Annotated in this window: 16 protein-coding genes; 12 read left to right on the top strand and 4 right to left on the bottom strand. The window is 62.9% G+C overall.

The features are described from left to right. The first annotated feature begins 38 nt into the window (after positions 1-38). From bamA to lpxB, 6 genes are all read left to right on the top strand, one after another. Entirely contained in the window at positions 39-2,372 is a 2,334-nt protein-coding gene (bamA, locus tag ACGYK9_RS00410; protein ID WP_394422351.1) for an outer membrane protein assembly factor BamA, read from the top strand. 4 nt (positions 2,373-2,376) lie between these two features. Beyond that, positions 2,377-2,961, top strand: a complete 585-nt coding sequence (locus ACGYK9_RS00415) for an OmpH family outer membrane protein (RefSeq protein WP_394407505.1) — start codon at positions 2,377-2,379, stop codon at positions 2,959-2,961. Between the two features lie 81 nt (positions 2,962-3,042). Continuing rightward, positions 3,043-3,513: a 3-hydroxyacyl-ACP dehydratase FabZ gene (fabZ, locus tag ACGYK9_RS00420; RefSeq protein WP_067264885.1), complete on the top strand. Its 471-nt coding sequence runs from the start codon at positions 3,043-3,045 to the stop codon at positions 3,511-3,513. Beyond that, complete coding sequence (gene lpxA / locus ACGYK9_RS00425) at positions 3,510-4,292, top strand: acyl-ACP--UDP-N-acetylglucosamine O-acyltransferase (protein ID WP_394407507.1); 783 nt, start codon at positions 3,510-3,512, stop codon at positions 4,290-4,292. The genes fabZ and lpxA overlap by 4 nt, the downstream gene beginning before the upstream one ends. After that, positions 4,289-5,089 carry an LpxI family protein gene (locus ACGYK9_RS00430; protein ID WP_394407509.1) on the top strand — a complete coding sequence of 267 codons (801 nt, stop codon included), beginning with the start codon at positions 4,289-4,291 and terminating at the stop codon, positions 5,087-5,089. The genes lpxA and ACGYK9_RS00430 overlap by 4 nt, the downstream gene beginning before the upstream one ends. Continuing rightward, entirely contained in the window at positions 5,086-6,237 is a 1,152-nt protein-coding gene (gene lpxB, locus ACGYK9_RS00435) for a lipid-A-disaccharide synthase (protein ID WP_394407511.1), read from the top strand. The genes ACGYK9_RS00430 and lpxB overlap by 4 nt, the downstream gene beginning before the upstream one ends. 6 nt (positions 6,238-6,243) lie before the next feature. Here the strand turns inward: lpxB and mnmA are convergent, their stop codons facing one another. Continuing rightward, the gene (gene mnmA, locus ACGYK9_RS00440; RefSeq protein ID WP_067266051.1) at positions 6,244-7,386 is read right to left on the bottom strand and encodes a tRNA 2-thiouridine(34) synthase MnmA; all 1,143 of its coding nucleotides are present in this window, start codon (positions 7,384-7,386) and stop codon (positions 6,244-6,246) included. A gap of 120 nt (positions 7,387-7,506) precedes the next feature. Here mnmA and ACGYK9_RS00445 point away from each other — a divergent pair, with 120 nt between their 5' ends. The 5 genes from ACGYK9_RS00445 to ACGYK9_RS00465 all read left to right on the top strand — a co-directional run bounded on the left by ACGYK9_RS00445 (position 7,507) and on the right by ACGYK9_RS00465 (position 13,124). After that, complete coding sequence (locus ACGYK9_RS00445; protein WP_394408926.1) at positions 7,507-7,785, top strand: DUF1153 domain-containing protein; 279 nt, start codon at positions 7,507-7,509, stop codon at positions 7,783-7,785. Positions 7,786-7,879: 94 nt separating this feature from the next. Beyond that, positions 7,880-8,587 (top strand): response regulator transcription factor CtrA, encoded by a 708-nt coding sequence (gene ctrA, locus ACGYK9_RS00450; RefSeq protein ID WP_271687449.1) that lies wholly within the window; start codon positions 7,880-7,882, stop codon positions 8,585-8,587. A gap of 101 nt (positions 8,588-8,688) precedes the next feature. Next, on the top strand, positions 8,689-10,809 hold the full coding sequence (gene ligA, locus ACGYK9_RS00455) for an NAD-dependent DNA ligase LigA (RefSeq protein ID WP_394407513.1): 2,121 nt from the start codon (positions 8,689-8,691) through the stop codon (positions 10,807-10,809). Continuing rightward, positions 10,806-12,896 carry an ATP-dependent DNA helicase RecG gene (recG, locus tag ACGYK9_RS00460; protein WP_394407515.1) on the top strand — a complete coding sequence of 697 codons (2,091 nt, stop codon included), beginning with the start codon at positions 10,806-10,808 and terminating at the stop codon, positions 12,894-12,896. The genes ligA and recG overlap by 4 nt, the downstream gene beginning before the upstream one ends. A gap of 99 nt (positions 12,897-12,995) precedes the next feature. Continuing rightward, positions 12,996-13,124 (top strand): hypothetical protein, encoded by a 129-nt coding sequence (locus ACGYK9_RS00465; RefSeq protein WP_269451604.1) that lies wholly within the window; start codon positions 12,996-12,998, stop codon positions 13,122-13,124. A gap of 192 nt (positions 13,125-13,316) precedes the next feature. On the opposite strand, the gene ACGYK9_RS00470 is transcribed toward ACGYK9_RS00465, so the two are convergent. Continuing rightward, a complete protein-coding gene (locus tag ACGYK9_RS00470; protein WP_394407517.1) occupies positions 13,317-13,778 on the bottom strand; it encodes an iron-sulfur cluster assembly scaffold protein in 462 nt (153 codons plus the stop codon). A gap of 75 nt (positions 13,779-13,853) precedes the next feature. Here ACGYK9_RS00470 and hisI point away from each other — a divergent pair, with 75 nt between their 5' ends. Beyond that, entirely contained in the window at positions 13,854-14,213 is a 360-nt protein-coding gene (gene hisI, locus ACGYK9_RS00475) for a phosphoribosyl-AMP cyclohydrolase (protein WP_209218889.1), read from the top strand. A 9-nt stretch (positions 14,214-14,222) separates the two neighbouring features. Here hisI and gluQRS read toward each other — a convergent pair whose 3' ends face one another. Further along, positions 14,223-15,080: a tRNA glutamyl-Q(34) synthetase GluQRS gene (gene gluQRS / locus ACGYK9_RS00480; RefSeq protein WP_394407520.1), complete on the bottom strand. Its 858-nt coding sequence runs from the start codon at positions 15,078-15,080 to the stop codon at positions 14,223-14,225. Further along, entirely contained in the window at positions 15,077-15,691 is a 615-nt protein-coding gene (locus ACGYK9_RS00485) for a class I SAM-dependent DNA methyltransferase (protein ID WP_394407522.1), read from the bottom strand. The genes gluQRS and ACGYK9_RS00485 overlap by 4 nt, the downstream gene beginning before the upstream one ends. Between the last annotated feature and the right edge of the window lie 41 nt (positions 15,692-15,732).

A 15,732-nucleotide genomic window follows, 5' to 3' on the forward strand; every position in this document is an offset into this window, starting at 1 on the left:
AACGGGTCGGTGTAATGGGACTGAGGAACGAGGGCAGAATGCCCGTCGAATGGGCGCAGCGCAGCAATGTCGGCAAGACCCTTCGGGGGGCATCGCTTTGTGTCATGTTGTCCGTCGCTTGGCTCGTGCCCGGCAGCCAAGCGCAGGCGCAGCAATATCAGTTCAACACGGTCGTCATCGACGGCAACGAGCGGATCAACGACAGCGCCATTTCGCGCCGCGCGGGTATCGGACGCGGGCAGGCGGTGACGGGTGGTCAATTGAACGACGCCTATCAGAACCTGCAAAACTCGGGTCTGTTCGAATCCGTCTCGCTTGAGCCGCAGGGCGGCACGCTGGTGATCACGGTGGTCGAACTGCCGACGCTGAACCGCGTCAGCTTTGAAGGCAACCGCCGCATCAAGGACGAAATGCTGGCCGAGCTCATCGGGTCGACCGAGCGCCGGGTGTTCAACCCCAGCCAAGCCGAGCAAGACGCCGCCGCCATTGCGGAGGCTTATAGCAACGAGGGGCGCCTGTCGGCCCGCGTGCAGCCGCGCATCATCCGCCGCGACCAGAACCGCGTCGATCTGGTGTTCGAGATTTTCGAAGGCGACAATGTCGAGATCGAGCGTCTGAGCTTTGTCGGCAACCGCGTCTATTCCGACCGTCGCCTGCGCCGCGTGCTTGGCACCAAACAGGCCGGTCTGTTCCGCCGTTTGGTCAAACGCGACACCTATGTCGAGGGGCGCGTTGAGGCCGACAAACAGTTGCTGCGGGATTTCTACCTCTCGCGCGGCTATGTCGACATGCGCACCGAGGCGGTGAATGCCGAGTTGACCGAAGAGCGTGATGGTGTCTTTGTGGCCTATAACATCACCGAGGGGCAGCAGTTCCGTTTCGGCGAGGTGTCGGTCGAGTCCGAAGTGCCGGGGCTGAACGCCGCCGTGTACCGCGACCTGCTCAAGATCCGCCCCGGCGTGATCTATTCCCCGACCCTGATCGAGAATGACATCGCCCGGATCGAGCGCCAAGCGATCCGCGATGGCGTCGATTTCCTGCGGGTCGAGCCGGTGATCGACCGCAATGACCGCGATCTGTCGCTCAACGTGACCTACAGGCTCTCCCGTGGGGAGCGCATCTTTGTTGAGCGGATCGACATCGAAGGCAACACCACCACGCTTGACCGCGTGATCCGGCGCGAATTCGACAGCGTGGAGGGTGACCCCTTCAACCCACGCGAAATCCGCCAAGCAGCGGAACGCATCCGCGCGTTGCAGTATTTCGAGACGGCAGAGGTCAACGCCCGCCAAGGCTCAAGCCCTGAGCAGGTCGTGATCGACGTGGATGTGGAGGAACAGCCCACAGGCTCGCTGAACTTCGGCGGCTCCTTCTCTAACAACGACGGTTTCGGTGTGGCGGTCAGCTTCCAAGAGGAAAACTTCCTCGGGCGCGGCCAGCGGTTGAACCTGTCGATCTCCACCGCCGAGGATGCCACCCGCTATGGCGTGACCTTTGTCGAGCCGCGCTTCCTTGGCCGCGATGTGGCTCTTGGCCTCAAGCTGGACTACGCCGAGACCAATTCCTCCTACACCAGTTATGACACCGAACGTCTGGTCTTCCAGCCCAGCCTGACCTTCCCGGTCAGCGAGAATGGCCGTCTGTCGACGCGCTATACCCTCGAAGGGATCGAGATGCTGGAGCGGGAGGACGAAGACAACAGCGCCACCATCGCGAGTGAAATCGCAGAGGGCGCGCTTTTCTCCTCCTCTGTCGGTTACACCTATACCTATGACACCCGTCGCAGCGGGCTGGACCCGACGCAGGGCGTTCTGTTCGAGTTCGGGCAGGACTTCGCCGGGCTTGGCGGGGACAACGAATATATCAAGACCACGGCCAAAGTCGCGGGCGAGAAGCGTATCTTTAACGAGGAAGTCACCCTGCGTGCCACGCTCGAAGGCGGGGCGCTGTCGTGGAACAGCGGTACCAACCGTGCGGTTGACCGTTTTATCCTCGGCCCGTCGATCATGCGCGGCTTTGAGCCGGGCGGCATCGGCCCGCGCGATCAGAGCAACGGGGTGGACGACGCGCTTGGTGGCAACCTTTTTGCCGTGGCCCGTTTCGAGGCCGAGTTCCCGCTGGGTCTGCCTGAGGAATATGGCATCACCGGCGGCGTCTTCTACGACGTGGGCAACCTGTGGGATCTGAGCGATGTGGACACCTCCGGCGGCACCATCGTCGGCGAAAGCGGTTCGTTCCGTCATGTGATCGGCTTCTCGGTCTTCTGGGACACGCCGCTTGGCCCGCTTCAGTTCAACGTCTCCGACGCGCTGAAGAAAGAGAGCTTTGACAAAGAGCAAAGCTTTGAGGTCACACTGCGGACCACGTTCTAAGCCCATGCGCCGCGCCTTCATCCCCTTGGTGATGATGCTGGCCGGGGCCACCCCCGGCCTCGCGCAGCAGGCGCCCGTGGCGGACCCTCAGACAAATACAGCCGCCCCCGCAGGGGGCGGTGTGATCAGCCCGGTGCTGACCATCGATTCCGAACGGCTGTTCCGTGACAGCGCCTTTGGCGAGCGTGTCAGCCGCGAGATCGAAGCCCAGAGTGAGCAATTGGCCACGGAGAACCGTGAGATCGAAGCGGCGCTTGAGGCGGAAGAACGCGAACTCACCGAAAAACGCTCTCAGCTGAAACCGGCCCAGTTCCGGCTGCTGGCCGATGCCTTTGACGAAAAGGTGCAGCGCACAAGGGCAGAGCAGGCGGCGAAGAACCGGGCGCTGAGCGAGGCGCTGGACCTTGAGCGGGAGCGGTTTCTGGCCGCTGCGGCCCCGGTGCTTGAGCAGTTGATGCGCAATTCCGACGCGGCGGTCATTCTGGAGCGGCGTCGGGTCTTTGTCTCGTCCTCCGCGATCGAGGTCACGGATGAGGCGATTGCGCTTCTGGACGAGACGATCGGCAGCGGGCTGACGGACTCCGAGTAAGCGCCGCCCCCGCCGGGATGCTTGCCCCCAGCCGCCCGAATTGGTAGCCCTTCAGCAACCTTCTGAGACAAAGGACAGTCCATGACCGAAGAGCTGCTGCGCGCCGATATCCAAATGATCCAGCGCATCCTGCCGCACCGCTATCCCTTTTTGCTGGTCGACAAGGTCGAAGAGATCGCGGGCACCGAGAGTGCTGTCGGCTATAAGAACGTCACCATGAACGAGCCGCATTTTCAGGGCCATTTCCCCGGCACGCCGATCATGCCGGGCGTGACGATTGTGGAGGCAATGGCCCAGACTGCGGGTGTGATGGTGGGCACGGCCCTCGGCATGCAGGACCGCGACATGCTGATCTATTTCATGTCCATCGACAAATGTAAGTTCCGCCGCAAGGTTGGCCCCGGCGATGTGCTGCGGATGGACCTCAAGACCCTGCGCGGCAAGCCGGGTGCGAAGATCTGGAAGTTCGGCGGCGTGGCCACCGTTGAGGGTGAAATGGCCGCCGAGGCCGAGTTCATGGCGATGTTGGATCTTCCGCAGGACGCGGCATGAGCAATATCCACCCCAGTGCCGTGATCGAAGAGGGCGCGCAGATCGACCCTTCGGCGCGCGTCGGCCCCTTCTGCGTGGTCGGGCCCGGGGTCGTGTTGAAGGCGGATGTGGAGCTGAAATCCCATGTCGTCGTCACCGGCCGGACCGAGGTGGGCGCGGGCACAGTGATCTTCTCTTTCGCGGTGATCGGTGAAATTCCGCAGGATCTGAAGTTCAAGGGCGAAGCCAGCCGTCTGGTCATCGGGGAGCGGAACCGCATCCGCGAACATGTCACCATGAACTGCGGCACCGAAGGCGGCGGCGGGGTGACCCGCGTGGGGGATGACGGGCTCTTCATGGCCGGCTGTCACATCGCCCATGACGCTGTTGTTGGCAATCGCGTGATCGTGGTGAACAACGCCGCCGTCGCCGGGCATTGCGTGCTTGAAGATGACGTGATCATCGGCGGGCTGTCTGGCATTCATCAATGGGTGCGGATCGGGCAGGGTGCGATCATCGGCGCGGTGACCATGGTGACGAATGACGTGATCCCCTACGGCCTCGTGCAAGCGCCGCGCGGTGATCTTGACGGGCTGAACCTCGTTGGGCTGAAACGCGCGGGCGTGGCGCGCAGCGACATCACAGCGCTCAGGGCCGCGTTCCAGATGCTGGCGCAGGGCGAGGGGACATTCTCGGACCGGGCGCGGCGTTTGGGGGACGAGACGCAAAGCGATTACGTCCGCCAGATCGTCGATTTCGTCATGGCCGACACGGGCCGCCATTTCCTGACGCCGAAATGAGCCTTGCGCTGATCGCCGGGCGCGGCGGCCTGCCCGCGCGGGTGGCGGCGGCGCAGGACGTGCCGCCTTTGGTCTGCGCCTATGAGGGCTGCGCGCCCGATGGGCTGAAGGCCGATCTGACCTTTCGGTTGGAGACTTTGGGCAGTCTGCTTGCGCATCTTCTGGGCCTTGGCATCCGCGAGGTTTGCCTCTGCGGTGCGATTGACCGGCCTACGCTCGATCCTGCCAAGCTCGACATGCGCACGGCGCCCTTGGTGCCGCAGTTCAAAGCCGCCCTTGCGGCGGGCGACAATGGCGCGCTCGAGGTGATCAAGACGATTTTCGAAGATCACGGCCTGCGGGTGGTCGGGGCCGATGAACTCGTCCCAGACCTGCTGGCCGACAGCGGTGTGCTGTCCCGCGAGCTGCCCGACGATCAGATGAGCCGGGATGCGGCGCGCGGCGCGGCGGTGCTTGATGGGTTGGCAAGCTTGGACATCGGGCAGGCCTGTGTGATCGGGCGCGAACAGGTCTATGGGGTTGAGACCATTGGGGGCACGGATCACCTGCTTGCGACCCTGCCAGAAGCGGTACAGGGCGCGCGCGCAGTGCTTTGCAAAGGCCCGAAAACCGGCCAAATCCGTGAGATCGACCTGCCGACCATCGGTCCCGACACGCTGCGCGCCGCCCATGCGGCGGGGCTGGCGGGCGTGGTGGTCAAGGCGGGCGGCGTGATGTTGCTGGAGCGTGACGCCTGCGTGGCGCTGGCCGATGAATTGGGATTGGTGCTTTGGGTCCGAGAGGGGGACGCGGGATGAAAGTCTTCATTCTGGCAGGCGAGCCTTCGGGCGACCGGCTGGGCGGCGCGCTGATGGCGGGGCTGAAAGAGCTCTGCCCCAAGGTGACATTCGACGGCATCGGTGGGCCGCAGATGATGGCTGAGGGGCTGGAAAGCCGCTTCAATATGGATGAGCTCAGCGTCATGGGGCTGGCCGAAATCCTGCCGAAATACCGCGCACTGATGGCCCGGATCAACGAGACGGCGCAGGCGGTGGTCGAGTTGAGGCCGGATGTGCTCATCACCATCGACAGCCCCGATTTCTCACTGCGCGTGGCGCGTAAGGTGAAAGAGAAATCCGACATCAGAACAGTGCATTACGTGGCCCCAACCGTCTGGGCATGGCGCCCCGGCAGGGCCGAGAAGATGGCCCGTTCCGTCGATCACGTCTTGGCGCTTTTCCCCTTCGAGCCGCCCTATATGGAAGCGGCGGGCATGGCCTGTGATTTCGTCGGTCACCCGGTGGTGGCCGAGCCTGTGGCCGATGACGCCGCCGCCGCGTCGTTCCGCGCCGAACACCGGCTTGCCGACGCACCCTTGCTGTTGGCTTTGCCCGGTTCGCGCCGGGGCGAGGTTACGCGGCTGGCCCCCGTATTCCAGCAGGTCGTCGCCCGATTGGTGGAGGCCGAGCCTTCTCTGCGCGTCGTGGTGCCTGCGGCGAGCCCCGTGGCGGCCTTGGTCAAACAGGTCACGCGCAACTGGGCGGGCAGCCCGCTGGTGCTGGACCCGCGCGACCAAAGTGCCGAGGCTTTCACCGCCAGCAAACGCGCCGCCTTCCGCGCAGCGGATGTGGCGCTGGCCGCCTCGGGCACCGTGTCGCTAGAGCTTGCCGCGGTGAACACGCCGATGGTCATCGCCTATGACATGAATTGGATCAGCCGCCAGATCATCGGGCGGATGCTGCGGGTGGATACGGTGACGCTGGTTAACCTTGTCTCGGAAACCCGCGTGGTGCCCGAATTCATCGGCGCGAACTGCCGCCCCGGCCCGATTGCCGAAGGCGTCTTGCAAGTGCTGCGCGCGCCCGGCGCCCAGAAGGACGCCATGGCGCTGACGATGGCGCGTTTGGGGCAGGGGGGTGAGGCACCCGGCCTGCGCGCCGCGCGGGCGGTGCTGGCGCGGCTGTAAGGGCTGTCAGCCGCGGTGAATCCAGCCGCCGCCGAAAATGCGCGTACTTTCAGGATCATAGAAAACACAGGCCTGCCCGGGAGAGACGCCTTCCTCGGCGGTGAGCAGCTCGACCTCGGCCTCCGTCTCACTGATCGGGCGCAGGATCGCATCGCGTGGCGGACGGGTAGAGCGCACCCGCACAGCGATGTTCCATTCCGCCTGCGAGGTCAGGGGCGCATCGCCTAGCCAGTTGATCTCGCGCACCGGGATTTTACGGGTGGCGAGCATGGATTTCGGGCCGACGACAACCTCTTTGCGCTCTGGGTCGAGCTTCACGACATAGAGCGGATCGGCCAGACCGCCGATGCCGAGGCCCCGGCGCTGGCCGATGGTGTAATGGATCACGCCCTCGTGGCTGCCCAGCACATTGCCCTCGGTGTCGACGATATTGCCCGGATCAGCGGCCTCTGGGCGCAACTTGCGGATCACCGCGGCGTAGTCGCCGTTCGGGACAAAGCAGATGTCCTGACTGTCGGGCTTATCGGCGACCTCCAACCCGTATTTCGCGGCGAGCTTGCGGGTGTCGTCCTTGCTTGGCAGATGGCCCAGCGGGAAGCGCAGGTAGGACAGCTGCTCTTCGGTGGTGGAGAAGAGGAAGTAGCTCTGGTCGCGGTTGCCATCGGCAGCGGCATGCAACTCCGGTCCGTTCTCACCCATCTTGCGCTGGATATAATGGCCGGTGGCCATGCAGTCCGCCTCGAGGTCCTTTGCGGTTTCCAACAGATCCTTGAACTTCACCCGCTCGTTGCAGCGGATGCAGGGTACGGGCGTCGCACCGCCGAGGTAGCTGTCGGCAAACTCGTCGATCACGGCGTCCTTGAAGACGTTCTCATAATCCAGCACGTAATGCGGGAAGCCCATCTCCTCGGCCACGCGGCGGGCATCCTGAATGTCGACCCCTGCGCAGCAGGCGCCTTTCTTGGCCAGCGCCGCGCCGTGGTCGTAAAGCTGTAGGGTCACGCCGACGACGTCATAGCCCTCGTCCTTGAGCATGGCCGCGACGACGGAACTGTCCACGCCGCCCGACATCGCCACGACGACGCGCGTATCGGCAGGCGCTTTGGCAAAGCCAAGCGAATTGAGCGGCGGGGTCTGATCAAGGGCCATGGGTCTCTCCGGAGTTTGTGCGCGAATATAGGAAAATCCTACCTAGTCACAAGGGCGGGCTTCACGCCGCGTTAAGGCAGGTGGGGGTTATTGGACGCCAAAACAATGGCGGATGATGCGATGTACCTGAAAAAAGTCGATGGGCCACGGTCTGTTACCCTCGCTGACGGGAGCGTGATGTCACGCGCTGATTTGCCAAGCGCCGATACCCGCAGGTGGGTGGCCTCGCGCAAGGCGGCGGTGGTGCGGGGGGTGGTCTATGGGCTGATCACCCAATCCGAAGCGCTGGAGCGTTACAGTATCAGTGATGAGGAATTTATGGAGTGGTTACATGCGGTTACCGAACATGGGGAGGCGGCGCTGAAAGCCACGGCCTTGAAAAAATATAGACAACTTTAAGTTGTTAATCTATCCTGTCGAGTATCGGTAACGGGTAGTTAACCTTTTTCGCTCAGGGTGAGCCCATCGTCCAAGATGAGCCGGAGTAACCGAAATGCGTGTATTGTTAGTTGAAGACGACCCAACGACCTCTCGCAGTATCGAACTGATGCTGACCCATGCGAATCTCAACGTCTACGCCACCGACCTGGGCGAAGAGGGAATCGATCTGGCCAAGCTTTACGATTATGATTTGATCCTGCTCGACCTCGATCTGCCGGATATGAACGGCCATGACGTGCTGCGCCAGTTGCGGCTCGCCCGGATCGAGACGCCGATCCTGATCCTCTCGGGCTCCGACGATACGGAAAATAAGCTGAGGGGCTTCGGCTTCGGCGCCGACGATTATTTGACGAAACCCTTTCATCGGGAGGAACTGGTGGCCCGGATCCATGCCATCATTCGGCGGTCCAAGGGGCATTCGCAATCCATCATCAAGACGGGCCAAGTGGCGGTGAACCTTGATGCCAAGACCGTCAGCGTGAACGATGCCCCCGTGCATCTGACCGGCAAGGAATATCAGATGCTCGAACTCCTGAGTCTGCGGAAGGGCACGACCCTGACCAAGGAAATGTTTCTCAACCACCTCTATGGCGGCATGGATGAGCCTGAGTTGAAGATTATCGATGTATTCATTTGCAAACTTCGCAAAAAGCTGAGCCAAGCCACCGGCGGGGAGAGCTATATCGAGACGGTCTGGGGCCGCGGCTATGTGCTGCGCGATCCTGATCCGGTCGAGATGGATTTGGCCGCCAGCGCCTGATCCCCCTCGGCTCGGGCTCGAAATCATTCGCCCTGAAATCGCTAGACCTGCCCCTGATCGCCACCTATCTAAGCGACAGATGACAATATCGGGGGCAGATCGTGACATCCCAGATCGAGGTTGAAGCGCTGACCAAAGCGCAGGCAGAGACGGAATTGGCCCGGCTGGCCGATGTGTTGAGCACGGCGAACACCGCCTATCATACGGAAGATGAACCGGAAATTTCCGATGCGGAATATGACGCGCTCAAGCGCCGCAATGCCGAGATCGAAGCGCGTTTCCCGGACCTCAAGCGCGCCGATAGCCCCTCCGAACAGGTCGGCGCGCCGGTCGCCGAAGGTTTTGGGAAGATACGCCATGCGGTGCCGATGCTCTCGCTCGCCAATGCTTTCGACGCCGAAGAAGTCACCGAATTCGACGCACGAATCCGCAAATACCTCGGCCTCGGCGCCGATGCGCCGCTGGCCTATACGGCCGAGCCTAAGATCGACGGGCTGTCGCTTTCTCTGCGCTACGAGAACGGCGTGCTGGTCCAAGCCGCCACGCGCGGCGATGGTGCTGTGGGTGAGAATGTCACCGCGAACGCTCGCACGATCAAAGACATCCCGCAAGAGCTCAAGAACGCGCCCGATCTGCTGGAGGTGCGCGGCGAGGTCTATATGAGCCACGCCGATTTCGCGGCCCTGAACGCGCGGCAGGCGGAAAGGGGCGGCAAGACTTTCGCCAACCCGCGCAATGCCGCTGCCGGATCGCTGCGCCAATTGGACCCCGAAATCACCCGCGTGCGGCCTTTGCGGTTCTTCGCCTATGCTTGGGGCGCGCTTTCGGCCCCCTTGGCCGACACTCAGAAAAGCGCCATCGACCGTTTGGCGGAACTGGGGTTCTCGACCAACCCTTTGACCGCGCTTTGCGAGGGGCCGGGCGATATGGTCGCCCATTATGAGACGATCGAGGCGCAGCGCGCCACGCTTGGCTATGATATCGACGGCGTGGTCTACAAGGTCGATGACCTTGCCCTGCAGGACCGGCTCGGCTTTCGCTCGACCACCCCACGTTGGGCCGTGGCACATAAATTCGCCGCCGAACTGGCATGGACCCGGCTTGAAAGTATCGACATTCAGGTCGGCCGCACCGGCGCATTGTCCCCCGTGGCGCGGTTGCAGCCGGTGACGGTGGGCGGTGTCGTCGTCTCCAACGCCACGCTGCACAATGAGGATTACATCAAAGGGCTCGACAGCAAGGGCGCCGAAATCCGCGGTGGCAAGGATGTGCGCGTTGGTGACTGGGTGCAGATTTACCGCGCGGGCGATGTGATCCCCAAAGTGGCCGATGTTGACCTGTCGAAACGCCCCGAGGATGCGGCGCCTTTCGTCTTTCCGACCACCTGCCCGGAATGCGGATCGGATGCGATCCGCGAGCCGGGCGATGCGGTGCGCCGCTGCACGGGCGGGCTGATCTGTCCGGCCCAAGCCGTTGAAAAGCTGATCCATTTCGTCAGCCGCAAAGCCTTTGACATCGACGGTCTGGGGGCCAAACAGGTCGAACAGTTCTACCACGACGGCTGGATCGCAGAGCCTGCGGATATTTTCACCCTGAAAGAGCGTTACGGCAGCGGCGTACAGCAGTTGAAGAACCGCGAAGGCTGGGGGCCGAAATCGGCAGAAAACCTGTTCCAAGCCATTGAAGATCGCCGTGAAATCCCGATGGCTCGGCTGATCTTTGCCCTAGGGATCCGCCATGTGGGCGAGGCGGCGTCGAACCTGATCGCGCTCCACTACGGCGATTGGCAGAGTTTCGAGGCCGCCATGGCCGAGGCCCGCGGGCTGGACGGCCCGGCGTGGGACGATCTGATCGGCGTCGATGGGGTGGGCAGCGTCATGGCAGGCTCGCTCGTCTCGGCCTTCGCGCAAGAGGCGGAGCGCGCCTCCATCGACCGATTGGTGGCGCATCTGAGCGTGATTCCTGCCGAGCGGCCCGACACCGAAGGCAGCCCCGTTGCGGGCAAGACGGTCGTCTTCACTGGCACCTTGGAGAAGATGAGCCGTGCCGAGGCCAAGGCCCGGGCGGAGCGTTTAGGGGCCAAGGTTTCGGGCTCGGTCAGCGGCAAGACCGACATTCTGGTCGCGGGGCCGGGGGCGGGGTCCAAGGCCAAAAAGGCCGCCGAACTGGGGATCGAGACCTTGGATGAAGACGGCTGGCTGGCCCTGATCGACGGCCAATGAGCGGCAGACCGGAACAGCTTTTCCCGCTTTTCGCCGGGCTGGAAACGCTCGAAGGGGTGGGGCCTAAGACCGCGCAATTGCTGGGGCAATTGGGCATACAAGCGCCGCGCGATCTGATTTTTACCCTGCCGCATTCCGGCATCGACCGCCGTCTGCGCGACAGCGTGAAGGAGGCGCATCTGCCCGCGACATTGACCGTCGCGGTCACGATCGGCGCGCATCGCCCGGCCCGCAACAAGGGGGGCGCCTATCGCATCATGGTTGAGGACGCGCAGACCAGTTTTCAACTGGTCTATTTCCACGCGCGGGGCGATTACTGGCAGCGCCAATTGCCCGAAGGCAGCCGTCGCATCGTCTCGGGCCGGGTGGAGTTTTTCGATGGGATGGCGCAGATGGCCCACCCCGATTTCGCGGTGCCGGAGGATCAGGCCAGCAGCATTCCCGATTTTGAGCCGGTTTACCCGCTGACCTCCGGGTTGACACAAAAGCTGATGTACAAGGCCACCCGCGGCGCGTTGAAACGGCTCCCCGTGGTCGCCGAATGGGCCGATCCGTGGCAGGTGGCGCAGGCCGGCTGGCCCGATTTCGCCGCCGCTGCAGAGGCCGCGCATGATCCGCAGAAGGCCGAAGACCTAACCGCCACCGCGCCCGCGCGCGAGCGGTTGGCCTATGACGAGCTTTTCGCCCATCAGGTGACCTTGGCGCTGGCGCGACAGAATGAGCGGGGCAAGATGGGGCGGGCAAATCGGGGCGACGGGCGGCTGCAACAAAGGGTGCTGTCCTCCTTGCCCTATCGCCCCACCGGCGCGCAGCAGCGCGCGATCGAAGAGATCACCGCCGACATGGGCCGCGAGACCCGGATGAACCGGCTGTTGCAGGGCGATGTGGGGGCGGGCAAGACGCTGGTGGCTTTCATGGCGCTCTTGCGCGCGGTTGAGGCGGGGGGACAAGCGGTGCTGATGGCGCCGACGGAAATCCTTGCCCGTCAGCACCTTATGGGGCTTCAACCGCTGGCGGAGCAGGCGGGCGTTGTGCTGGAACTGCTCACCGGGCGCGACAAGGGGGGCGAGCGTCGGGCCAAGCTCGCGGCGCTGGAACGCGGCGATATCCAGATCCTCGTCGGCACCCACGCGGTCTTTCAGGCGGATGTCAGCTTTGCCGATCTGCGCCTCGCCGTGGTTGACGAACAGCACCGTTTCGGCGTGCGGCAGCGACTGGAACTGGGCCGTAAGGGGAAGCTTGCCGATGTGCTTGTGATGACCGCTACGCCGATTCCGCGCAGTCTGGCGCTGGCGCAATACGGCGATATGGATGTCTCGATTTTGGATGAAAAGCCCCCCGGGCGGCAGCCCATTCGCACAGCGCTCGTCTCGACCTCACGGATGGATGAGGTCATCGACCGGATGCGCCATGCGATCAGCGAGGGGCGGCAATGCTACTGGGTGTGTCCGCTGGTCGAGGAAAGCGAGGTCAGTGATCTCACGGCGGCGGAGGACCGTTTCAAACGCCTGCGCGCCGCCCTGGGCGAGGGCGTCGTCGGGCTGGTCCACGGCCAAATGCCGCCCGCCGAGAAGGACGCCGCCATGCGCGCCTTCCAAGCGGGGGAGACCAAGGTGCTGGTGGCCACAACGGTGATCGAAGTGGGCGTCGACGTGCCCAATGCCACGATCATGGTGGTCGAACGGGCCGAAATTTTCGGCCTCGCGCAGCTGCACCAGTTGCGGGGTCGCGTCGGGCGGGGCTCAGGCGCCTCGACCTGCCTTTTGATGTATCAAGCGCCGCTGAGTGAGACGGGCCGCCAGCGGCTTGAGGTGCTGCGCGAATCCGAGGACGGGTTTGTCATCGCCGAAACCGACCTGAAGATGCGCGGCACGGGGGATCTGATTGGCACGGCGCAGTCCGGCGTGCCGCGTTTCCGCGTGGCGGATTTGGAGCGTCAGGCGGGCCTGATGGCGGTGGCGCAATCGGATGCCCGCAAGCTTCTGGTCGATGACCCGAGCCTCGAAGGGCCGCGCGGCAAGGCTGTGAGACTGCTTTTGTGGCTCATGCGGCAGGATGAGGCGATCCGTTTGATAACAGTGGGTTAGAGAGCGAAACCTCATTATGTTCGCGGATGTTCTCAAAAAGTTCTTTACTTGCGGGTGAAGAAATGAGAACAAAGAAGCAACACAGATAAGGAGGTATTGATGATGACTTACACTGCCCTGAAATCTATCGCTGTCAGATCACAGGCCACATTGCTGCAAGATGCAGCAGGGGCCGCCGCTTTGATCGTGATGCTGGTGGTGGGTCTGCATCTGCCCGCCTTTATCTGAGTTCTGCCAAGGCTCTCATGCCGCTTTGCCGCTGCATCCGTCCCAATTTGATGCTCCGACTTGCCTGTCCGCGTCGGGTTTCGGCAAAGTGGGTCCCACATGAGGCATGCCGACTGACGCCGCCATCCTTCGCAGGATGTGCGGCGTTTTTTTAGCTTTTCAGGGGGGAAGGCAGGCTGAGGTTGGCCGCGATCAGCGTTCGCCCGCTTCGGCAGGTGCCTCGGCCTCTTGCATCGCCTCCGTCAATGCTTCGATGCTGAGCATGATGGAGGCATGGCGGTTTTTATAGGCGGTGGCGGGGGTCAGCACCTCGAAACCGTCGAAAGGGGCATCCGGCACCGGGCCTTCGCCTTTAAGCATGGCGCGCAGTTGATCGCGTGCGGTTGTGATCTGCGCAAGCGATCTGCCGGGGGCGGCATCGCCTACCACGGCGGCGGCGGCTTGCCCCAGAGCGCAGGCTTTCACGTCCTGCTTCATCTCGGCCAGATGCCCATTCTCAACCCGCACATCGACCGTCACGGTGGAGCCGCAGAGCGGCGAGCGGCGTTTCACGCTGGCCTGCGGGGCCTCCATGCGGCCCAAGTGGGGGATCTCGGCCGCGAGCGCGAGAATGCGCGCGGAGTAGAGCTTGATGAGGTCCGTCTCATCAGACATGGGCTGTTCCTTTTCGTGCTGAAACCCTACATAAGCGCCGCAGAGACAGATGCAAATATTTCCACGAGGTGCCCGATGACATTTGATCCTGCAAGCCTTCAGTTCAACGAAGCGGGGTTGATCCCGGCCATCGCGCAGGACGCCGAGACCCATGAGGTGCTCATGCTGGCGTGGATGAATGCTGAGAGCATCGCGCGCAGCCTCGAGACCGGCAAGGTCACCTATTGGAGCCGTTCGCGGCAGGCGTTCTGGGTGAAGGGCGAAACCAGCGGCAATGTGCAAAAGCTGGTCGAGATGCGCGTCGATTGTGACCGGGATTGCCTGTTGGTGATGGTGGATCAGACCGGGCCGGCTTGTCATACCGGGCGGCGGAGTTGCTTTTACACCGGCATTCAGGACGGTGAAGAAGTCGAACTGATGAAGCCGATGGATTAAGAACGTGCGCTAAAGCCCGACGATTTTACGAATTTCGCCGGGCGTGGCGCCGTTCTCGCGATAGAGTGCGATGGCGCGGGCGTCATCACGTTTGGCCAGTCGTTTGCCGCTGTCATCGCGGATCAGCCGGTGGTGGTGATACAGCGGCGTGGGCAGATCGAGCAATGCCTGTAGCACCACATGAATATAGGTTGCTTCAAACAAATCGGCCCCGCGCGGGACCAGCGTCACCCCCTGCGCGGCGTCGTCGAGCACGACCGAAAGGTGATAGGACGTGCCCATGCCGCGGCGGGCCAAGACCACATCCCCGACCGTGCCGATCAACTCATCAGGGGAGAGGGTGATCTTCCCAGTTTTGGCATTCGGCCCCTGGCCGTTTTCGGTGAAGCTTAGCTTGGTATTGCCAAGGGTTTCCAGTGCCTTACGCATATCAAGGCGCAGCGCGCCGGAGCTCTTGGGGTGGCCTGCTGCGCGGCAGGTGCCGGGGTAGATGAGGCCATCGGGGCCGTAGACGGGTTCTGCCCCCTCTTGCGGCGCGCTGGTGGCAGCGGCAATATCGCGGCGGTTGCAGGTGCAGGCATAGAGCAGGCCGCGCGACCAGAGGACATCTAGGGCGGCTTGATAGGCTGCCATTCGATCCGATTGCCGCATGACGGGTTGCGGCCAGTCGATGCCCAGCCATGCGAGGTCTTCGTAGATTTGCGCCTCCCAATGCGCACGCGCGCGGGATTGGTCTATGTCTTCGATCCGCAGCAGAAAATCGCCCCCTGCCGCCGTTGCCAGATCATGGGCCAAGAGTGCGGAATAGGCGTGGCCGAGGTGCAGTGGTCCGGTCGGGGATGGCGCGAACCTGGTGGTAAGAGTCAATTCTTTTCAATCAGATAGACGGTAGACTTCATGTCGATCCCGGGCAGGTGCGGCCCTTCCTCGGCAAAGAGAAGGATCGCCGCGCCGCAATCGGTCCATTCGTGGATCATGCCTAAAGCACCGCGATCTTCCAGCGCCTTTTCATTAAGTGAAAATAGGAGCTTACCGCCCTTTTCTAACCCATGCATCAGCGTATCGAAGAGGCTGATGGGGGCCGCACCGGGGCCGATCACACCGATGGCGCTGATCGCCGCATAAGCCCCGGGCGCAAAGGGAAGTGGCGCGTCAACTTCGAGTTCTAATAGGTTGCGGTATATGTCTTTCTTGCGCGCTTGCTCCAGCATGGCGGCGGAAACATCGCCGCCGTCGATGGTGGTGAAACCCGCCTGTTTCAGCGCCGCGCCGGACAGCCCGGTGCCGCAGCCGATGTCGAAGATCGGCTGCTCTTTGTCGTCGAGGAATTCTGCGAGCGTGGCAGCGGCACGGTCGGGCGTGGCATAGCCCTGCGCCTTGATGTCCTCGTCATAGCTGCTTGCCCATTCGTCATAGAGGCTGCGGATCACATTGGTGTCCCGCGCCGCATAGGCCTTGTCAAAAAAATGCTGTGTCATGCCCCTAGGATATGGGGGATGGGCGGGAGGATCCAGTGTTA

It is taken from the genome of Sulfitobacter sp. 1A15258, assembly GCF_043557045.1.
Taxonomy (GTDB): Bacteria; Pseudomonadota; Alphaproteobacteria; order Rhodobacterales; family Rhodobacteraceae; genus Sulfitobacter; species Sulfitobacter faviae.

Excerpts from the sequence above, each read along its gene's own strand:
- bamA (WP_394422351.1), top strand. The coding sequence starts at position 39 with ATGCCCGTCGAATGGGCGCAGCGCAGCAATGTCGGCAAGACCCTTCGG.
- ACGYK9_RS00415 (WP_394407505.1), top strand. The coding sequence starts at position 2,377 with ATGCGCCGCGCCTTCATCCCCTTGGTGATGATGCTGGCCGGGGCCACC.
- fabZ (WP_067264885.1), top strand. The coding sequence starts at position 3,043 with ATGACCGAAGAGCTGCTGCGCGCCGATATCCAAATGATCCAGCGCATC.
- lpxA (WP_394407507.1), top strand. The coding sequence starts at position 3,510 with ATGAGCAATATCCACCCCAGTGCCGTGATCGAAGAGGGCGCGCAGATC.
- ACGYK9_RS00430 (WP_394407509.1), top strand. The coding sequence starts at position 4,289 with ATGAGCCTTGCGCTGATCGCCGGGCGCGGCGGCCTGCCCGCGCGGGTG.
- lpxB (WP_394407511.1), top strand. The coding sequence starts at position 5,086 with ATGAAAGTCTTCATTCTGGCAGGCGAGCCTTCGGGCGACCGGCTGGGC.
- mnmA (WP_067266051.1), bottom strand. The coding sequence starts at position 7,386 with ATGGCCCTTGATCAGACCCCGCCGCTCAATTCGCTTGGCTTTGCCAAA.
- ACGYK9_RS00445 (WP_394408926.1), top strand. The coding sequence starts at position 7,507 with ATGTACCTGAAAAAAGTCGATGGGCCACGGTCTGTTACCCTCGCTGAC.
- ctrA (WP_271687449.1), top strand. The coding sequence starts at position 7,880 with ATGCGTGTATTGTTAGTTGAAGACGACCCAACGACCTCTCGCAGTATC.
- recG (WP_394407515.1), top strand. The coding sequence starts at position 10,806 with ATGAGCGGCAGACCGGAACAGCTTTTCCCGCTTTTCGCCGGGCTGGAA.
- ACGYK9_RS00465 (WP_269451604.1), top strand. The coding sequence starts at position 12,996 with ATGATGACTTACACTGCCCTGAAATCTATCGCTGTCAGATCACAGGCC.
- ACGYK9_RS00470 (WP_394407517.1), bottom strand. The coding sequence starts at position 13,778 with ATGTCTGATGAGACGGACCTCATCAAGCTCTACTCCGCGCGCATTCTC.
- hisI (WP_209218889.1), top strand. The coding sequence starts at position 13,854 with ATGACATTTGATCCTGCAAGCCTTCAGTTCAACGAAGCGGGGTTGATC.
- ACGYK9_RS00485 (WP_394407522.1), bottom strand. The coding sequence starts at position 15,691 with ATGACACAGCATTTTTTTGACAAGGCCTATGCGGCGCGGGACACCAAT.